The sequence below is a fragment of the Gymnodinialimonas ceratoperidinii genome (assembly GCF_019297855.1).
Classification (GTDB): Bacteria; Pseudomonadota; Alphaproteobacteria; order Rhodobacterales; family Rhodobacteraceae; genus Gymnodinialimonas; species Gymnodinialimonas ceratoperidinii.
Genome location: NZ_CP079194.1, coordinates 2,954,178 through 2,969,478, shown reverse-complemented (window position 1 = coordinate 2,969,478; position 15,301 = coordinate 2,954,178). Strand labels below are relative to the sequence as shown.

The window sequence follows — 15,301 nt, the reverse complement described above, 5'->3', positions numbered from 1 at the left end:
GGCTCGCAAATGCCCAAAGGCTACATCATCGGCCATATCACGGTGAACGACCCCGAAGCCTACAAGGAATATGTGGAGCGTGACACGCCGATCCTGTTGGGCCACGGCGCGCGTCCGGTGGTCCGGGGCGGCAAGGCGGAACTTCTGGAAGGCGACACCTTCCAACGCCACGTGGTCTTCGAGTTCGACAGTTATGAGGCCGCGCTCGCCGCCTATAACGACCCTGAATATCAAGAAGTTGCAGAGATCCGCCGCCGCACCGCCGACAGCGTGATCCTCGTCGTGGAGGGCGTGTGAATGTCTGATGCTACCGCCGCAAACACCACCGACAATGGCCCTGTCCTTGCCGCTGACGGCACGCCGCTGAAGCGCAGCCTCGCGCGGGCCTTGCGGGTGCAGAAGATGCGCGCGCTGCTGCTGATCGCACCGCTGCTGATCTTCATCATGGTCGCCTTCATCGCGCCCATCGTCGACATGCTGTTCCGCTCGGTCGAGAACCAGATCACCTCCGAGACCCTGCCGCGCACGGTCATGGCGCTGGAGGACTGGGATCCGGAGGGGCTTCCGGACGAAGATACCTATGCCGCGCTGACCTATGATTTCGTCGAGGCCGCCGAGCGGCGCATTCACACGCGCCTGGGCTCGCGCCTGAACTACGAGACCACCGGGATCTCGTCGCTGTTCCGCCAGTCGGGACGCGGCGTCGATGACATCGGCGAGGATTACGCCGACCAGTTCATCGAGCTGAACCCGGCTTGGGAGGAGGCCGACACCTGGGCCATGCTCATGGGCGCGCCCGACTGGATCGAGGCGGCCAGCGCCGCCGAGGACGCGGGGCCATCGTTCCGCCTGTCGGTCGCGGCCTCCGAATTGCTGCCCGAGACCGCCGACGCCTATCGCGGCTTCGCGCGGACGGTGCAGCAGGAAGACAACGACAACCCGATGGCCGAGGAGCCCTGGTTCCCTGTCTACATGGCGCTCTACCGCGACCTGATGCGCACCGATGTTTCGGGCTACGACGGGCCGATGGCCGATCTGCTGATCGAGGCCGACGCCGCCGTGGAAGGCTTTACCGGCATGTCGCCGAGCGAAGCCTGGCTGGACCTGAACGACGATTGGGGCGACCGCAATGTCTGGGCCACGATCGAGGCCTTCTCGGACCCCTATACCGCGGGCTACTTCCTCACCTCCATCGACCTGCGCCTGACCCCGGACGGGATCGAGGCGCAGCCGGAAGAGCAGCGCATTTACCTGCTGTTGTTCCAGCGCACGATTTTCATGTCGGGCATGATCACACTCATGTGCGTGCTGCTCGGCTACCCGATCGCCTACCTGCTGTCGAACCTGCCGTCGAAATCCTCGAACCTGCTGCTGATCCTCGTGCTGCTGCCGTTCTGGACCTCGCTGCTGGTGCGGACCAGCGCGTGGAAGGTCTTGCTGCAACAGCAAGGCGTCATCAACGACATCCTCGTATGGATCGGCATCGTCGCCGACGAGAACCGGCTGGCGCTGATCAACAACCAGCTTGGCACGATCATCGCGATGACGCATATCCTGCTGCCATTCATGATCCTGCCGCTCTACTCGGTGATGAAGACGATCCCGCCAAGCTATGTGCGGGCCGCCAAATCCCTGGGCGCCACGAACTTCACCGCCTTCCGGCGCGTGTATTTCCCGCAGTCCATTCCGGGCATCGGCGCGGGCTGCATCCTCGTCTTCATCCTCGCCATCGGCTACTACATCACGCCGGAACTGGTGGGTGGACGCACGGGTACCTTCATCTCGAACCGGATCGCCTACCACATCTCGTCGAGCCTGAACTGGGGCCTCGCGGCCGCACTCGGCTCCATCCTGCTGGCGCTCGTGCTGGTTCTCTACTGGCTCTACGATCGCATCGTGGGCATCGACAACGTGAAGCTGGGATAACGCACCATGGATACCAAACTTCCTCCCTATGCCACGGTCGGCCAGCGCATCTGGTTCTACGGCTTCCGCGTCATCTGTGGCTTGATCTTCTTCTTCCTGATCGCGCCGATCCTCACGATCATCCCGCTCAGCTTCAACGCGGAGGATTTCTTCACCTTCACGCCGGGGATGCTGGCGCTGGACCCGGACGCCTACAGCCTGCGCCATTACCGCGAGTTCTTCGGGCAGGGGGGCTATCCCTGGATCGGCCTGCTGATCGGCCTGGCCCTCGGCATTGCCGCCACGGTGGCGCTGAAGATGTTCAAGGGAACGACCAACTACTTCCCCATCGTGATCTTCGCCATCATCGGCCTGATCGTCGGCAAGCTCTCGGGGCTCGAGGGTGAGGAATGGATGACCCCGATGCGCAACTCGTTGCGGATCGCGCCGGTGGCGACGCTCCTGTCGGTGGGTTTCGGGACGCTGGCGGCCATTGGCCTGAGCCAGAGCCACGTGCCTTTCAAGGGCGCGATCATGGCGATCCTGATCTCGCCGATGATCGTGCCGCTGATCATCTCGGCGGCGGGCATGTACTTCTTCTACTCGCGCATCGGCCTGCAGGGCACCTTCATGGGCGTCGTGCTGGCCCACGCGGCCCTTGGCATCCCGTTTGTCATCATCACGGTGACGGCGACGCTGGTGGGCTTTGACCGCTCGCTCACACGGGCGGCGGCGAACCTTGGCGCGAACCCGGTGACGACCTTCTTCCGCATCCAGATGCCGCTGATCCTGCCGGGCGTGATCTCGGGCGGTCTTTTCGCCTTCATCACGTCCTTCGACGAGGTGGTCGTGGTGATCTTCGTGGGATCCGCCGGGCAGCAGACCCTGCCGTGGCAGATGTTCACCGGCCTGCGCGAGCAGATCAGCCCGACGATCCTTGCCGCGGCAACGGTGCTGGTCGCGATCTCGGTGATCCTGCTGACGGTGGTGGAACTGCTGCGGCAACGCTCGGAACGGCTGCGGGGGATCGACCCGCACTGAGGGCCGCGCCCCACTTGCAACACGTTCAGCCGCCCGCGCTTCGACCCCGTCATCGGGAGAGGGCGCGAGCGGTCTCGTTTCCGACGGGTCGCAGCGCGGTCAGGGCAGGATCAGCAACCAGACCGAGGCGGTGAATACCGTGAGCGCGGTGCTGATGAGCACCGTCGAGGCCACGACGCGGCGCGCGACGCCGTACATATCCGCGAAGATATAGGTGTTGATGCCGGGCGCCATGGCGGCGGTGAGGACCGCGCTGCGCATCTGCCCGGTGCTGAGCCCTGCGTAGGTGCCGATGGCCCATGTAATCGCCGGATGCACGCAGAGCGTGAGCACGCAGAGCATGGCGATGGCACCCACGTCGCCTTCAGGCTTGTAGCGGTAGAGCACGCCGCCCAAGCCAAACAGCGCGGCGGGCAGGGCAGAGCGGATCATCAGGTCCAGCGCGTCCTGCGCCACGGCGGGGATCGGCAGGCCGGAGAGGTTCACCACGAAGCCCAACATGATCCCGATCATCAGCGAGTTGTGAAACATCGCGCTGGCGACCGTCCGCGCCAGGGCCACGCCCCGGGTTTCGGCGCGAAAGATCTCCATCGAGGTGATGCCGACGAGGTAGCAGAAGCCGGCATTGAACGCGATGATCGCGTAGTTGGGGCCGAGCGCCTCGGTTCCGAAGGCGCGCTCGGTCACCGGCAGGCCCAGAAGCACGGTATTGGCGAACATGCCGGTCAGCCCGATGGCGATGCTGTCGGGCCAGGGCCGCCCGAAAAGCAGCCGCGCGCCGAAGACGCCAAGCAGGAAACAGGCGATGGCGCTGCCGAAGTAGGCGGCGAGCAGCCAGAGATCCAGCTCCGCCCCCAGATCGAGCGTCGCGATGCCGGTGAAGAGCAGGCAGGGGATGGCGAATTTCTGGGTGTACGACATCAGTCCGTCCACGGCGCTGTCGGCGAAAAGGCCACGCCAGACGGCAAGGTAGCCCGCGCCGACCAGCAGGAAGACGGGCAGCACGATGGAGAGCAGGACGCTCATTCAGACGTCGAACGTGAGGGTCATGCCGTCATAGGCAGGGGTCACATGGTCCGGCGTCTCGTCGGCGACATCCTGGTAATCGAGATCGATGTGCATGTTGGTGAGCACCGCGCGGCGTGGCGCGGCGCGGGCGATCCATTCCAACGAGTTCTCGAGATGGCTGTGGCTCGGGTGCGGGGTGCGGCGCAGCGCGTCGAGAATCCATGTGTCGAGCCCTTGGAGTACCGGCCAGACCTCATCGGGGATGTCGGAGACGTCGGGCAGATAGGCCACGTCGGCGACGCGGAAGCCGAGGGCGTCGATGTTGCCGTGGGTCACCTCGAAGGGGGTGAAGGTGAGCGGGCCACCGGCGCCGTCGATGGTGACGTCGCCGTCGATCCCATGGATGTCGAGGATCGGTGGATAGGCGGAGCCCGGCGGCTGCACGAAGGCGTAGCCGAAGCGGTTCAGCAGGTCGTTCGTGGTGGCGCCGTCGGCATAGACGGGCAGGCGCGCGCGCATGTTGAAGACGATCATCCGCAAGTCGTCGAGCCCATGGACATGATCGGCATGGGCGTGGGTGTAGAGCACCGCGTCGAGGTGGCCCACGCCCGCGTCCAGTAGCTGCGCACGCAGGTCGGGGGAGGTGTCGATCAGCACGCGGGTGGTGCCCTCCGCGCCCTCCTGCTCGACCAGCAACGAGCAGCGGCGGCGCATGTTTCGGGGGTTGGAGGGATCGCAGTCACCCCAGATGCCGCCCAGTCGCGGCACACCGCCGGAGGACCCGCAGCCGAGGATGGTGACGCGCAGCTCAGCCATGGGCGGCCTTCCAGAACAGGCGGTCGAAGTTCTCGGTCGTGCGGGCGGCGAAGTCTGCGTAGTCGAGGCCGAAGGTCTCGGCGGCGCGGCGCGCGGTATGGGCGGTGAAGGCGGGCTCGTTGCGCTTGCCGCGATGGGGCGGCGGCGCGAGGTAGGGGCTGTCGGTTTCGACAAGGATCCGGTCGAGCGGGGCGGCGGCGAAGATGTCGCGCAACTCTTGGCTCTTGGGGAAGGCGGTGATGCCCGACATCGAGAGGTAGAAGTCGAGGTCCAGCGCGGCCTTGGCGAGCGCGGCGGAGGAGCTGAAGCAATGCATCACGCAGGTGAACGCGCCGTTGGCGTGCTCCTCGGTCAGGATGCGCGCCATGTCATCATCGGCGTCGCGCGCGTGGATGATCAGCGGCAACCGGGTGCGGCGCGCGGCCTCGATATGCAGGCGGAGGCTCTCCTGCTGCACGTCCTTGCTGTCGGCGGTGTAATGGTAATCCAGCCCGGTCTCGCCGATGCCCACGAACTTCGGGTGCTGCGCCAGCGCCTCCAGCTCGTCGAGCGTCGCCATGGGTTCTTCGGCCACCGACATCGGATGCGTGCCGCCGGCCCAGAAGACCGGCGCATGGGCCTCGGCGATGGCTTGCACCTGCGGCGCGTTGCGCAGGCGGGTGCAGATCGTCACCATGCGCGTGACGCCCGCCTCGACGGCGCGGGACACGACCTCGGGCAGCTCTTCGGAGAGGCTGTCAAAGTCCAGGTGGCAGTGGCTGTCGACGATGGAAGGAGTGCTCATTCGGGGGGTCTCACGCGGCAAGCCGGGCCGCCATCCGGTCCAGATCGAGGAAGATATCAAACACCAGCGCGGCGGGGTCAAGGTTGACCGCCTTGCCGCGCCGCGCGCGGGCGGTGAGCGACTGCGCGAGGTTCGCCCATTCCCGGGCGTGGCCGGGGGTGGGGGCGAGGCGTTGCAGGGTGGCGGCCTCGTTCGGGACGATCTCGGTAGGCATCTGCCCGGTCGCCCCAAGCCGCGCCGCGCGCGACAGGGCGGTATCGAGCAACGAGAGCGTCAGGGTGAAGCGCCCCTCGTTGGCCTTGCCGGCTGTCCCTTCTGCGAGGCGGATCGCCAATTGGCGGTCCATGGTGGGCAGCGTGGCCAGCAGGTTGCAGATATCGGCATAGAGCGACGGGCCGCCCTGTTCGGCCAGGGCGATGGCCTCGCCCACGGAGCCTTGGGCGAGCGTGGCCAAGGCCGCGCCCTCGGGCGGCTCGGCCCCGGCCTGCAGCAGCGCCGAGGCGAGGTCCGCATCGCCCAGGGGGTTGAACCGCAGGGTGCGGCAGCGCGAGCGGATCGTCGGCAGAAGGCCCGAGGGGCGGTGCGAGATCAGGAAGAGGACTGCGCCTTCGGGCGGCTCCTCCAACTCCTTCAGCAGGGCGTTGGCAGCCGAGGGGTTCATCTCGTCCGCGCTGTCGACGATGACCACGCGGCGGGCGTTGCCAGCAGACATGTGGAAGAACCCCTTCAGGCCGCGCACTTCGTCCACGGTGATGACCGTCTTGAGCTTCTTGGCATCCTTCTCATCCACCGGACGGCGGAGCAGGAAGAGGCCCGGCTCGCTGAGGGCGGCGATACGGTGGCTGACGGGGTGATCCGGCGAGACATCGAGGCTTTCGGGCGGCGGCGGGGCGCCGAACATGTCGTCCGCGTCGGGGGGCGGCGTGCTCAGCAGGAATTTCGCCGCGCGCCACGCGAAGGTGGCCTTGCCGACCCCTTTCGGCCCGGTCAGCAGCCAGCCGTGGGGCAGGCGCCCGGAGCTGGCAGCGGCAAGGAAATCGGCCTCGGCGCCGGCGTGACCGAAAAGACGGGCCGCGTCGCGCGGGTGCGGCGCGCCGTCGAGGCGGTCGGATTCGAGGGGGAGATCATCGGCCATGGGGTGGGTGTAACACGGGCCGTCGGCAGGGTGCAGGGCGTTCGGACGGGGCGGGGGCAGAAAATCTTGCGGGCGCGGAGGTGCTGCGGGGGGCTTGGGGTGTGCTGCGGTGTTCGGGTGGGGGCTCTGCCCCCCATGCCCCGCCTGCGGCGGCGCCTGTCCCCCGGAGTTGTAGGGCCAAGATGAAGGAGCTGGGGCGGGCGCTGGCGTTGGGGGGAGGTGTCGGGCGCGTCAGGCGAGGCCGAGGCGGGAGGCGGTGATCCGGGCCAGGGTTGCGGCGATCGTGTCGGGGTCGGCGGAGGCGTCGACCAGCACGCAGCGCTCGGGCGCTTCCTCGGCGAGGGCGCGGAAGCCTGCGCGGAGTTTTTGCTGGAAGGGAAGGCCGAAATCCTCGAACCGGTCTTCGCCGCTGTCGCGGGCGAGGCCGCGCGACAGGGCCAGTTCGGGGTCCATGTCGAGGATCAGGGTCAGATCGGGTTCCACGTCGATGGCGGCGGCGTGGATGCGGTCGACGAGGCCGCGCAGCTCGCCCCGGGTCGCGCCCTGGTAGACACGGGTGCTGTCGGCGAAGCGGTCCGTCACCACGTCGCGCCCGGCTGCGAGGGCGGGGCGGATCGTGCGTTCGAGGTGATCGCGTCGGGCGGCGGTGAAGAGCAGGATCTCGGTCTCGGCGCTCCAGCGGTCGGGGTCGCCTTCCACCAGCAGGCGCCGGATCTCTTCCGCTCCGGGAGAGCCGCCCGGCTCGCGGGTGCGCAGGGGGGCGCGGCCCTGTTGTTCCAGCCAGTTCACGAGGCGCGCGGTCTGGGTCGATTTGCCGGAACCGTCGATGCCCTCAAGGCTGATGAATAGGGGGGGCATGGGGCGCGCGCTCCGGGCTTTTGTCACTTGCCGTGCAGGTTTTGCATGGCAGGGGCAGCAGGGCAAGGCGCGCGGCTGTGTGGGGGCGTTCGGGCTGGAGCGGGCGTGGGTGTTCCGGGCGCGGGTGGGGTCAGAACGAGGGGAGGTCGGCGTTGCCCATCACCATGCCGCGCACGTTCGTCCATGCCGCGCCGATGCGCACCATTGGGCCGCCCCGCTCCACATCATCCGTGGCGACGAGGGGGACCCGGGCCTCAAACCCGTGGACGCCTTGCGCCACGTGCAATTCGCCCACGACGTCGCCGGCCGTGACCGGGGCGGGCAGGGGGCTGGTGTAGGTGAGCGTCGCCTCGATCTCGGGGTCGAGCAGGGCGGGCAGCAGCATCTCGATCCCCTCGGACGGGGCGAGGCCGACCGTTTGCTGCGCGCCGAGGAACACCGGCACGCGGGCCAGTTCCACCCCCGGCTCCACCACGTCGCGCATGACGAATTGGCGGAAGGCCCATGTCACGATGCGCTCGGCCTCGTCGGCGCGGGCCTCGGAGGAGGGGAGGCCGGAGATCACGAAGGTGACGCGTCGGTCGCCCTGCATGGCGGAGCCGACCAGCCCGTAGCCGGCCTCCTGCGTGTGGCCGGTCTTCAGCCCGTCGGCGCCGATGCCCAGACCCAGAAGCGGGTTGCGGTTGAAGCGGTTGGCGGGGCTGCGGTTCTCGTAATCGAACTCGGTTTCCTGAAAATAAGCGTAGTATTCGGGGAATTCCTCGATCAGGCGCTGCGCGAGGATGCCGAGATCGCGCATCGACATGCGGTGGTTTTCGGCAGGCCAGCCCGAGGCATTCTCGAAGGTGGAGTTCATCATGCCGAGCTGCCGCGCGCGTTGCGTCATTAGGGTGGCGAAGCCCGCCTCGGTCCCGTCGGGCGACAGCGCCTCACCAAGGGCCACGGCGGCATCATTGCCCGAGACGATGACGACGCCGCGGATGAGCTCTTCAATGGTCGGGCGGTCCTGGGTGTTGAGGAACATGGTGGAGCCGCCGAAGCTCATCGCGTGTTCGGAGACCGGCACCCGCGTCTCCAGCGTCAGGCGCCCGTCGCGCAGCGCCTCGAAGGCCATCAGCAGCGTCATCAGCTTGGACATGGAGGCCGGCGGCAGCGGCTCGTCGGCGTTCAGGGCCAGCAGCACCTGACCCGAGCCGTGGTCGTAGACATAGGCCGCGCGGGCCTGGGTATCATAGCCCTGCGCCTGCGCGACGAGGGTCGAGAGGCAAACGAAAACCGCCGCGAGGAAGGTCGCGGCGGGTCTGGTCAGAATGGCGATGTGCATGGCGTCCCAAACGTTTCAAATGTGGCGTTGGGCCTAGCTAAAGGCGAAACCCGCGCAACATCAAGAGAGGGTGCCCGGACCCGCGAAAAGCTGCCTAGGCACCGCGGCAGGGCCGGGGTCAGCGGCGCACGAAGAAGGCGTCGTCGAAGCCCAGGTCCTGGACGTTGGCAAGGATCGCGTCGCGGGTTTGCGTGCTGTCGGCCGGGCCGACGACGACGCGCCAGAACTGGCGACCGTTGGTGGTCTGGTCATAGATCGTGGGCTCGAGCCCGACGCTGCGCAGGGCCTGACCGGTGTTGGTGGCGTTTTCCTGCACCGAGAAGATGCCGATCTGGATATAGGGGCGCTCGGGCGCGCCGGCGGCAGGGGTGCGCGCGGCGGCAGGGGCCGCCGGGGCGGTCTCGGCCGCGTCGATGGCGGCGGCCGCGCTGGCGATGGTGCTGTCGGCGCCGTCGAGCGGCGTGGCGGTGATTTCCGCGGCAGCTAGGGAGGCCGCGATGTCTTCACCGGGCGCCATGGCCTCCGGGGCGGCTTCCGCCGTTTCGGCCACTTCCTCGCGGCGCAGCGCGGTGACGTTCAGCATCGTCGGATCGCCCGCCAGCGCGCCGATGGCGGCGGCCGCGTCCGAGGAGATCTGCAACTCGGGGCCGGGGTTGTCGCGCTCGCGCCGGAACAGGGCGCCGATCACGAAGCGGCCATTCTCGTCGTTGCGGATGATCACCCGCTCGGGGTCGGTGACATCGGGGTGCGCGACCCAGACGCCGCCGAGGGAGGGGCGGCCATCCCAGAGACCTTCGGTCGTGACCTCGAACACCTCGGGCGCTTCGACGTCACGCTCGACCAGCCGGGTCGCGCCGATGGGCGCGGGACCGTCGGCATCGGCATCGCGAGAGCTGAACAATCCACCCTCCTCGACGCAACCGGAGAGGGCGATGACAGGAACAAGCGCGAGGGAAAATGCGCGGAATCGGGGCGTTTGGCGGAATAGGGTCATACTGCTCAATCTCTGCACTCTGTCCCCACGCGTCAGGCGCGCAGGTGATTTTTAACTATCCCGGACGTTGCCGGACCGGCCTATGCCGGCAGTGATCCTGTTGGCGGACCACGCCTGTATTTTGGTCACGTTACACCACTGATTCGCATCTGAAAAGCCGCCTTGTGCAGATCGCAGCTGACAGTGGCTTTCAGAATCACATCCGCTTCAGTATCCGGGAGGCTCGACCCGGGACCGATCAAGCGATCGGCCTTGCGGAGGAGTGGCAGAGTGGTCGAATGCACCGGTCTTGAAAACCGGCGTGCGTGAAAGCGTACCGTGGGTTCGAATCCCACCTCCTCCGCCACGGACCCCTGTCTCATTTCCCGGTGTCATAAGCGCACGAATTTTCCGCGCAATTCCCGCCGCTTGCGGGGCGGCTGTTTTGACAGAGACGCACCGTCGCCACCGTTTCTCGCGCTGACATCGCGCCAGTCTCAGCTGGCCAATTTGCTCGGTGCGGTCTTTGGGAAAATTCCCTGATAAGACGCGATTTACAGGGAATTTCGGTCAGTCGAAGGTGTTCAAGCCTGTTCCCGGAAGTAATCTCTGCATGATTACAGGGACCGGGGAGCGAATTCCCTACGCGTTGGAACAGGGAATTCTGCTCATGGAACAGGGAATTGTTTCTGCGGAACAGGGACGGCGCTGTTTGGGTCAGGCAACAACGTCAGGCATTGATCGTGAGCGCCTGAGCGTCCCAGTCCAATGGCAGTTTTCGACGGATCAGTCTTTCAAGGGTGACCGTCGCGGGCTGGGTTCCCTCGACTATGGCCTGCTGCAAGCGGGGTGCGAGGCACGCAAGCGGGATGATGCGGGCGGCATATCGGTCGGTGACCCCGGCATCGGTTGCGATTTCCTTGAGCGATGCGCCGCGTCGCATCGCTGCCGCCCATATGTGCGCCGAGTGCAATGCGCGGAGAAGCGTCGGGTCAGGATCTGGCACAGGGTCGCCTGCCACGATCTTCGTCTCGGTGCCGCGCCGCCGGCGAGTGAATGGGGCGCTGATAGACAGCAAGGACGGAGCGAGTGTTGTGTAAGGCAGTCCGAGCTCGGATGATAATGCAGTGCGGTCGATGCGGACCTGGATCTTGCCACGTGCGATCAGGATGGTGTCGATCAGTGGAACGGCGCGCCGGATGCCGCCAGACCTGATCTCTTCCGCGAGACCTCGCGTTCTTTGCGATATTGCTGAACTCACAGAGGCCTCTGCGTGTTGCTCCACGCAATGACGGGCGGCGCTGTCATGAAGATGGGTGGCGACGACGGTGCAGACTGCGTCTTCCAGCGCCGGTGCCGCAAGCCGTCTGGATCCTGCCCACCGGAGACAAGCCGGTTGGAGACGTAATAGCGCAAGCGGCGTCCATGACGCTGGGTGTGTGTGGGTGTTAAGCGATCTCCCGTCTCATCTTTCACCTTGCCAAGGAGCGGCGCAGCGTTGGCCAACGCCATCTGCGAGGATGTCCGGCTGCCTCGCCGTTTTGCACTGGCGTCTTGTAGCATCGCCTGTACCCGGTCCCAGCAGTCCTGATCGATGATGGCGTCGTGCAGCCCGGGCCATGTCTTGTCCTTGTGACGGATCAGGCCGCAATAGACCGGGTTGGTCAGAAGCTTGTGGATCTGTCCACGGCTGAACGGCAGGCCGCCCTGTGTGCGACCTGACGAGAAGACGCGGCGCTTTGATCGCAAACCCAGTTTCTCCGCAGCGCGAGATGTCGCGTTCAGGCATCCATTGGTTTCGTAAAGAGCAAACACTTGGAGAACCGTCTCGGCATCGGCGTCGTTTACCACGAGTTCGCGACGGGTTGTATCGGGATGAGGGTCATAGCCCATTGGCGGCAGGCCGCCCATCCAGAGCCCCTTCTTCTTCGAGGCGGCGATCTTGCCGCGGATCCGTTCCGCCGTGACCTCGCGCTCGAACTGCGCGAAGGAGAGCAGTACGTTGAGGGTAAGGCGTCCCATCGACGAGGACGTGTTGAAGGCCTGCGTGACGGAGACAAAGGAGCAGGCCGCGGCCTCGAGGCGATCCACCAGCTTCGCGAAATCAGCCAGCGAGCGGGTCAGGCGATCGATCTTGTAGACAACGACCATGTCAATGCGACCGGCGCTTGCAGCGTGCTTAGTACGTGTATTCCGCTCACTGGATGCTATTGTCCATGGTGACGGCGTGTCCATGATGGCTTGGATGGCAAGCCAGAACTCGCATCTCCACGCTGTTCCGAAGGACGAAATTAAATCAGCGCAAGGTCTCGTGCGAGTGATGAACTATCTCGATGCCACCAGAGCTCCCCTATAAATCCTACGCAAACGAAGTGTGGCGTCTGGTTGAAGCGCAACACATCGTTTCGACGACAAAACTCGTTGATAGCGGCGTCGAACAGGAGCTTTTGGAGCAAATTCTCGAGACTACCAAGCCTCCGGTCCCGCCAGAGTGCCAACATCTGGATTACCTGTTATCCACTCCGTTTCGTTACGGCCGATATCCGTGGAACTCTCGTTTTCGCAGGATGGGTGAAACTCCCGGCGTTTTCTACGGCGCGGAAAACCCTATTACAGTTGTTGCGGAGACGGTGTGGCAAAGAAAAATATTCTTTGAGGGCTCACCGGGAACGCCATTGCCTAAGGAACCGGGGACATACACTGCATTCAGTGTATCGGTTCGTGTTCCAGTAGCAATTGATCTTACCGAGCTGCCCTTGTCAGCCGGGGAAGCTCTTTGGACCGATCCGGAAAATTACGACGCGTGCCTCGATCTCGCGGATCGTGTCCGAGAGGATAGTTGTGAGCTCATACGCTACACGTCAGTTCGTCATCCAGATGGGCCACCAAACATTGCTGTGCTGGCCTGCCAAGCTTTCGATAAGCCTGATCCTATGCAGTTTCAAACTTGGCACTTGTTTCTTCGGTCAGGGCGTACCCAAGTACGCCGCGAACATCCCAAGGTGTCTCTTGAGTACAAGTTCGGCGAAACAAGACTGGAATTAGCGTGAACGGTGTTTCGTCAAGCACGTATCGCTAGAAGGCCGGCTAACATAAGGGGGCCTTATTGGTCTTCCTATTCGACAACCTGCGCCACGCCGGCCTGTAAATCGCTGCGAGCGTACCGACTTCAACCACCGCCGCCCACACACTTGCCTCGCTGGCCTGACGCCAGTCGAATAGGCTTACCGGTCGAAAGAAGTCCAAAACCCTAACAGAGCTATATTAATTTGGCGGGCTTTCAGGGGGGCGGGTCGGTAGTATTCGTCATCTAGGGCGGGAAGCGGAAGTTCGCTGCGTACGCAAACTAAATTGAGCAACTTGAGAAAAATGTTCAGTGCGGCGAAAGGGTCGAAAGAACAGTCTTAATCGAGGCGGTATTACTATTTTGTCTACGTCAACCTCCTCATGGCAAGTCAGGCGTTCGCCAAAGGGTTCAGGTTTCGCTATGCTCTATAAACTTAGTTCAGCACGTCAGCCCATTCGGGGTGCTTTCGAAACTGCGACGCAGCAAACGGGCACAGCGGCACGATCTTTTTGCTTTGCTCACGCATGTCAGCGACAATCTGTTGGATCAGCACCTCTCCGTACCCGCGCCCCGCAAGGCGTCGTCCACTTCGGTGTGGTCGATGATAATGATCCTGTCTCCAGCCTTAGAGAAGGTCGACACGGCGTCGCCATCCTCGGTGCGGATGACATAGCGTCCGCTTGTCCCGCCGTCTTCAAAATCTACTTGCAATAGGGTCTCCGTCAAATTCTAAACTTGGGTTCAACTGTTTAGATGGCGCCAGACCGCACTCATCACAACCGACCCTTCGCCCACCGATGACGCCACGCACTTAACCGAGCCGGACCGCACGTCGCCCACTGCAAAAGTGCCGTGGGTCGATGTTTCGAATGGCGACCGGCCACCGTTTTCGGTTCCAGTCAGAACGAAGCCCTTATCGTCCAGCGCAGCATGTCCGGCCAGCCATTCAGTATTGGGCGCAGCCCCCGCCATGATGAAAACCGCGCGGCTGTCATAGCGATGTTGCGTGCCGTCGGCTTTGTCTTTCACCGTCACGGCGGATAGCCTGTCGTCGCCATGCAGTTCGGCAATTTCGCTTTGGTAGTGGATCGTGATCCTTGGGTCGGCCTCAAGGCGCGACGACAGATAATCCGACATAGACGCGGCAAGGCTGCCGGAGCGCACCAGCAGATGCACGTGCGCCGCCGCGCGGCTGAGGAACATGGCCGCTTGCCCCGCCGAACTACCGCCGCCCACAATGATGGCCTCGGAGTTGCGACAGAACCTCGCTTCCATCTCTGTGGCGGCATAATAGACGCCTGTGCCCTCGAATTCTTCCAATCGCGGGATCGGCAGTTTGCGATATTGCACCCCCGTTGCCACGACGATGGAGCGCGCGCACAAGACGCGCCCGTTCGAACAAGTCGCATCGAAGCGGTCATCGCGACAGGCCAATGCCTCGATCCGCAATGGCATGGCAAAGCGGGTGCCGAACTTCATCGCTTGAACCTCGCCGCGCCACACAAGGTCACCACCAGAAATGCCCGTTGGAAACCCCATGTAGTTTTCGATCCGGCTGGACGTGCCCGCCTGTCCACCGATGGCGATATCTTCTGCGACGACCGCGGATAGCCCCTCGGCACCAGCATATACACCGGCCGCCACGCCCGCAGGCCCGCCCCCCACAATTAGGACATCGATCACTTCGTCGTTCGGGATCACCAGCTCAAGCCCCAGGGTCCGTGCGAGCTTTTCTGGGGTCGGATCGTCAATCACCTGCCCGCCGAAGATCACCGCTGGTCCGCATCCTTTCAAATCGCAGCTTGTACGTTCCGCGTCCGCCTCGGCACTTTCAAGATCAATCAGTTGCGCCGCGATCCGGTTGCGCTGTGCAAAGATGGCGATCTTCTGAATATCCTTATCAACATCCGCGCCGATCAACTTAAGCTCGGTTTGTCCATGCTCGACGTTCCCGCGGCGTCTGGCGGCAAAGACAGTCAGAATAATATCGCTCATCTCGGGGATGCGGGACATCAGTTTAATCAGGTCTTTGTTTTGGACCACGATCACTGTCGAGGTTTCACACGCCCTCATTTGGATCATTGACACCGCACCGAACAGCGTCCCGATTTCACCGGTAAATTGGGATGGCCCCATCGTGGCCGCGTTTGTCCGGTCCTGCGTAATCGGATGCACAACCTCTATCTCGCCGCTTTCAATAAAAAGCAATTCCTCCATCGGATCGCCGGGTCGAATGATTGTGTCGCCTGCGCCATACGTCCTTATCGTTCCAACCTCTCGTAGCGCTTCGACATGGTCCGCCTGCAAGGGCGTCCGCTGCATCTGGCTAAGATCGTTGGCAGAGCTTTCCATGCTCGGTGTCCATTTTAGATGTTCGTTGGTTGCTCTTG

17 protein-coding genes and 1 tRNA gene are annotated in these 15,301 nt (G+C 64.2%); 6 read left to right on the top strand and 12 right to left on the bottom strand.

Going from position 1 to position 15,301, the window contains the following annotated elements; genetic code table 11:
- Positions 1–9: 9 nt before the first annotated feature.
- The 3 genes from KYE46_RS14330 to KYE46_RS14320 are packed head-to-tail and all read left to right on the top strand — an operon-like array spanning position 10 to position 2,946.
- Positions 10–297 carry a DUF1330 domain-containing protein gene (locus KYE46_RS14330; RefSeq protein ID WP_219001428.1) on the top strand — a complete coding sequence of 96 codons (288 nt, stop codon included), beginning with the start codon at positions 10–12 and terminating at the stop codon, positions 295–297.
- A complete protein-coding gene (locus KYE46_RS14325; RefSeq protein WP_219001426.1) occupies positions 298–1,926 on the top strand; it encodes an ABC transporter permease in 1,629 nt (542 codons plus the stop codon).
- 6 nt (positions 1,927–1,932) lie between these two features.
- On the top strand, positions 1,933–2,946 hold the full coding sequence (locus KYE46_RS14320) for an ABC transporter permease (protein ID WP_219001424.1): 1,014 nt from the start codon (positions 1,933–1,935) through the stop codon (positions 2,944–2,946).
- 99 nt (positions 2,947–3,045) lie between these two features.
- Here the strand turns inward: KYE46_RS14320 and KYE46_RS14315 are convergent, their stop codons facing one another.
- The 7 genes from KYE46_RS14315 to KYE46_RS14285 form a co-directional block, all read right to left on the bottom strand.
- A complete protein-coding gene (locus tag KYE46_RS14315; protein WP_219001422.1) occupies positions 3,046–3,972 on the bottom strand; it encodes an AEC family transporter in 927 nt (308 codons plus the stop codon).
- Positions 3,973–4,770: an MBL fold metallo-hydrolase gene (locus tag KYE46_RS14310; RefSeq protein ID WP_219001420.1), complete on the bottom strand. Its 798-nt coding sequence runs from the start codon at positions 4,768–4,770 to the stop codon at positions 3,973–3,975.
- Positions 4,763–5,554: a TatD family hydrolase gene (locus tag KYE46_RS14305; RefSeq protein ID WP_219001418.1), complete on the bottom strand. Its 792-nt coding sequence runs from the start codon at positions 5,552–5,554 to the stop codon at positions 4,763–4,765. The genes KYE46_RS14310 and KYE46_RS14305 overlap by 8 nt, the downstream gene beginning before the upstream one ends.
- Positions 5,555–5,564: 10 nt before the next feature.
- Complete coding sequence (locus KYE46_RS14300; protein ID WP_219001417.1) at positions 5,565–6,689, bottom strand: DNA polymerase III subunit delta'; 1,125 nt, start codon at positions 6,687–6,689, stop codon at positions 5,565–5,567.
- Between the two features lie 231 nt (positions 6,690–6,920).
- Positions 6,921–7,547 carry a dTMP kinase gene (gene tmk / locus KYE46_RS14295; protein ID WP_219001416.1) on the bottom strand — a complete coding sequence of 209 codons (627 nt, stop codon included), beginning with the start codon at positions 7,545–7,547 and terminating at the stop codon, positions 6,921–6,923.
- A 130-nt stretch (positions 7,548–7,677) separates the two neighbouring features.
- Positions 7,678–8,871, bottom strand: a complete 1,194-nt coding sequence (locus tag KYE46_RS14290; RefSeq protein WP_219001415.1) for a D-alanyl-D-alanine carboxypeptidase family protein — start codon at positions 8,869–8,871, stop codon at positions 7,678–7,680.
- A gap of 118 nt (positions 8,872–8,989) precedes the next feature.
- Complete coding sequence (locus KYE46_RS14285) at positions 8,990–9,865, bottom strand: SPOR domain-containing protein (RefSeq protein WP_219001414.1); 876 nt, start codon at positions 9,863–9,865, stop codon at positions 8,990–8,992.
- Positions 9,866–10,121: 256 nt separating this feature from the next.
- Between KYE46_RS14285 and KYE46_RS14280 the strand changes: the two genes are divergently transcribed.
- A tRNA-Ser gene (locus KYE46_RS14280) sits at positions 10,122–10,211 on the top strand.
- Positions 10,212–10,574: 363 nt separating this feature from the next.
- Here the strand turns inward: KYE46_RS14280 and KYE46_RS14275 are convergent.
- Positions 10,575–11,105 carry a hypothetical protein gene (locus KYE46_RS14275; RefSeq protein WP_219001412.1) on the bottom strand — a complete coding sequence of 177 codons (531 nt, stop codon included), beginning with the start codon at positions 11,103–11,105 and terminating at the stop codon, positions 10,575–10,577.
- A complete protein-coding gene (locus tag KYE46_RS14270) occupies positions 11,102–12,079 on the bottom strand; it encodes a recombinase family protein (protein ID WP_283095198.1) in 978 nt (325 codons plus the stop codon). Before KYE46_RS14270 ends, KYE46_RS14275 begins: the two co-directional genes overlap by 4 nt.
- On the opposite strand from KYE46_RS14270, the gene KYE46_RS17605 reads away from it, so the two are divergent.
- Positions 11,994–12,200, top strand: coding sequence for an MbcA/ParS/Xre antitoxin family protein (locus KYE46_RS17605; RefSeq protein ID WP_219001407.1), 207 nt, complete (start codon positions 11,994–11,996; stop codon positions 12,198–12,200). The two genes, KYE46_RS14270 and KYE46_RS17605, sit on opposite strands and share 86 nt — an antisense overlap.
- Entirely contained in the window at positions 12,178–12,894 is a 717-nt protein-coding gene (locus tag KYE46_RS14260) for an RES family NAD+ phosphorylase (protein WP_219001405.1), read from the top strand. The genes KYE46_RS17605 and KYE46_RS14260 overlap by 23 nt, the downstream gene beginning before the upstream one ends.
- Positions 12,895–13,344: 450 nt before the next feature.
- Here the strand turns inward: KYE46_RS14260 and KYE46_RS17515 are convergent, their stop codons facing one another.
- Genes KYE46_RS17515 through KYE46_RS14250 form a run of 3 tightly spaced genes read right to left on the bottom strand, consistent with a single transcriptional unit; the run spans position 13,345 to position 15,263 of the window.
- A complete protein-coding gene (locus KYE46_RS17515) occupies positions 13,345–13,437 on the bottom strand; it encodes a GNAT family N-acetyltransferase (protein WP_247716981.1) in 93 nt (30 codons plus the stop codon).
- 20 nt (positions 13,438–13,457) lie between these two features.
- A complete protein-coding gene (locus tag KYE46_RS17510) occupies positions 13,458–13,622 on the bottom strand; it encodes a GNAT family N-acetyltransferase (protein WP_247716847.1) in 165 nt (54 codons plus the stop codon).
- A 30-nt stretch (positions 13,623–13,652) separates the two neighbouring features.
- The gene (locus tag KYE46_RS14250; protein WP_219001403.1) at positions 13,653–15,263 is read right to left on the bottom strand and encodes an FAD-dependent oxidoreductase; all 1,611 of its coding nucleotides are present in this window, start codon (positions 15,261–15,263) and stop codon (positions 13,653–13,655) included.
- Positions 15,264–15,301: the final 38 nt, after the last annotated feature.

Excerpts from the sequence above, each read along its gene's own strand:
- KYE46_RS14330 (WP_219001428.1), top strand. The coding sequence starts at position 10 with ATGCCCAAAGGCTACATCATCGGCCATATCACGGTGAACGACCCCGAA.
- KYE46_RS14325 (WP_219001426.1), top strand. The coding sequence starts at position 298 with ATGTCTGATGCTACCGCCGCAAACACCACCGACAATGGCCCTGTCCTT.
- KYE46_RS14320 (WP_219001424.1), top strand. The coding sequence starts at position 1,933 with ATGGATACCAAACTTCCTCCCTATGCCACGGTCGGCCAGCGCATCTGG.
- KYE46_RS14315 (WP_219001422.1), bottom strand. The coding sequence starts at position 3,972 with ATGAGCGTCCTGCTCTCCATCGTGCTGCCCGTCTTCCTGCTGGTCGGC.
- KYE46_RS14310 (WP_219001420.1), bottom strand. The coding sequence starts at position 4,770 with ATGGCTGAGCTGCGCGTCACCATCCTCGGCTGCGGGTCCTCCGGCGGT.
- KYE46_RS14305 (WP_219001418.1), bottom strand. The coding sequence starts at position 5,554 with ATGAGCACTCCTTCCATCGTCGACAGCCACTGCCACCTGGACTTTGAC.
- KYE46_RS14300 (WP_219001417.1), bottom strand. The coding sequence starts at position 6,689 with ATGGCCGATGATCTCCCCCTCGAATCCGACCGCCTCGACGGCGCGCCG.
- tmk (WP_219001416.1), bottom strand. The coding sequence starts at position 7,547 with ATGCCCCCCCTATTCATCAGCCTTGAGGGCATCGACGGTTCCGGCAAA.
- KYE46_RS14290 (WP_219001415.1), bottom strand. The coding sequence starts at position 8,871 with ATGCACATCGCCATTCTGACCAGACCCGCCGCGACCTTCCTCGCGGCG.
- KYE46_RS14285 (WP_219001414.1), bottom strand. The coding sequence starts at position 9,865 with ATGACCCTATTCCGCCAAACGCCCCGATTCCGCGCATTTTCCCTCGCG.
- KYE46_RS17605 (WP_219001407.1), top strand. The coding sequence starts at position 11,994 with ATGTCAATGCGACCGGCGCTTGCAGCGTGCTTAGTACGTGTATTCCGC.
- KYE46_RS14270 (WP_283095198.1), bottom strand. The coding sequence starts at position 12,079 with ATGGACACGCCGTCACCATGGACAATAGCATCCAGTGAGCGGAATACA.
- KYE46_RS14260 (WP_219001405.1), top strand. The coding sequence starts at position 12,178 with ATGCCACCAGAGCTCCCCTATAAATCCTACGCAAACGAAGTGTGGCGT.
- KYE46_RS17515 (WP_247716981.1), bottom strand. The coding sequence starts at position 13,437 with ATGCGTGAGCAAAGCAAAAAGATCGTGCCGCTGTGCCCGTTTGCTGCG.
- KYE46_RS14250 (WP_219001403.1), bottom strand. The coding sequence starts at position 15,263 with ATGGAAAGCTCTGCCAACGATCTTAGCCAGATGCAGCGGACGCCCTTG.